At 62.2% G+C, this 503-nt stretch carries 1 protein-coding gene; it reads left to right on the top strand.

Annotated elements, in window-relative coordinates:
- Nucleotides 1-503, top strand: a 503-nt coding sequence (locus tag LPW29_RS15365) for an AAA family ATPase (protein WP_238628736.1), incomplete at both ends; no start/stop codon positions are given.

Here is a 503-nt window from a genome sequence, read left to right as displayed (position 1 = left end):
CTATTTTCTCTCCCGTCCCCGCCGTTTTGGCAAGAGTCTGCTGCTGGATACCCTGCGCTGCCTGTTCGAGGGGCGCGAAGAGTTGTTCCGTGGGCTGTATGTCGAGTCCCGCTGGGACTGGAGTGTGCGTTATCCGGTGGTCACCCTGGATTTCGGGGGCGGGGTGGCGGCCACGCGCGAGGCGCTGGATGCGCGTATTCGGGATCAGTTGCATTGGAATCGTGAGCGGCTGGGCGTGAGTCTGAATCGTCAGACGGATATCCCGGGGGAGTTTGAGGCGCTGATCCGCGGGGCGCATGCCCGTTCCGGTGAGCGGGTGGTGGTGCTGATCGATGAATACGACAAGCCGATTCTGGACAATATCACCGAGCCGGAGCGGGCTCGGACGGTTCGGGAGGGGCTGAAAAACCTCTACTCGGTGCTGAAGACGGTGGACGCCCACCTGCAGTTCTGTCTGCTCACGGGGGTGTCGAAGTTCAGCAAGGTGAGCCTGTTCTCGGGGT

The organism is Ectothiorhodospira sp. 9100, assembly GCF_022227565.1.
GTDB classification, from domain to species: domain Bacteria; phylum Pseudomonadota; class Gammaproteobacteria; order Ectothiorhodospirales; family Ectothiorhodospiraceae; genus Ectothiorhodospira; species Ectothiorhodospira marina.
Note: the sequence above shows the minus strand (reverse complement) of the source record. Positions and strands in the feature narration are given on the sequence as shown.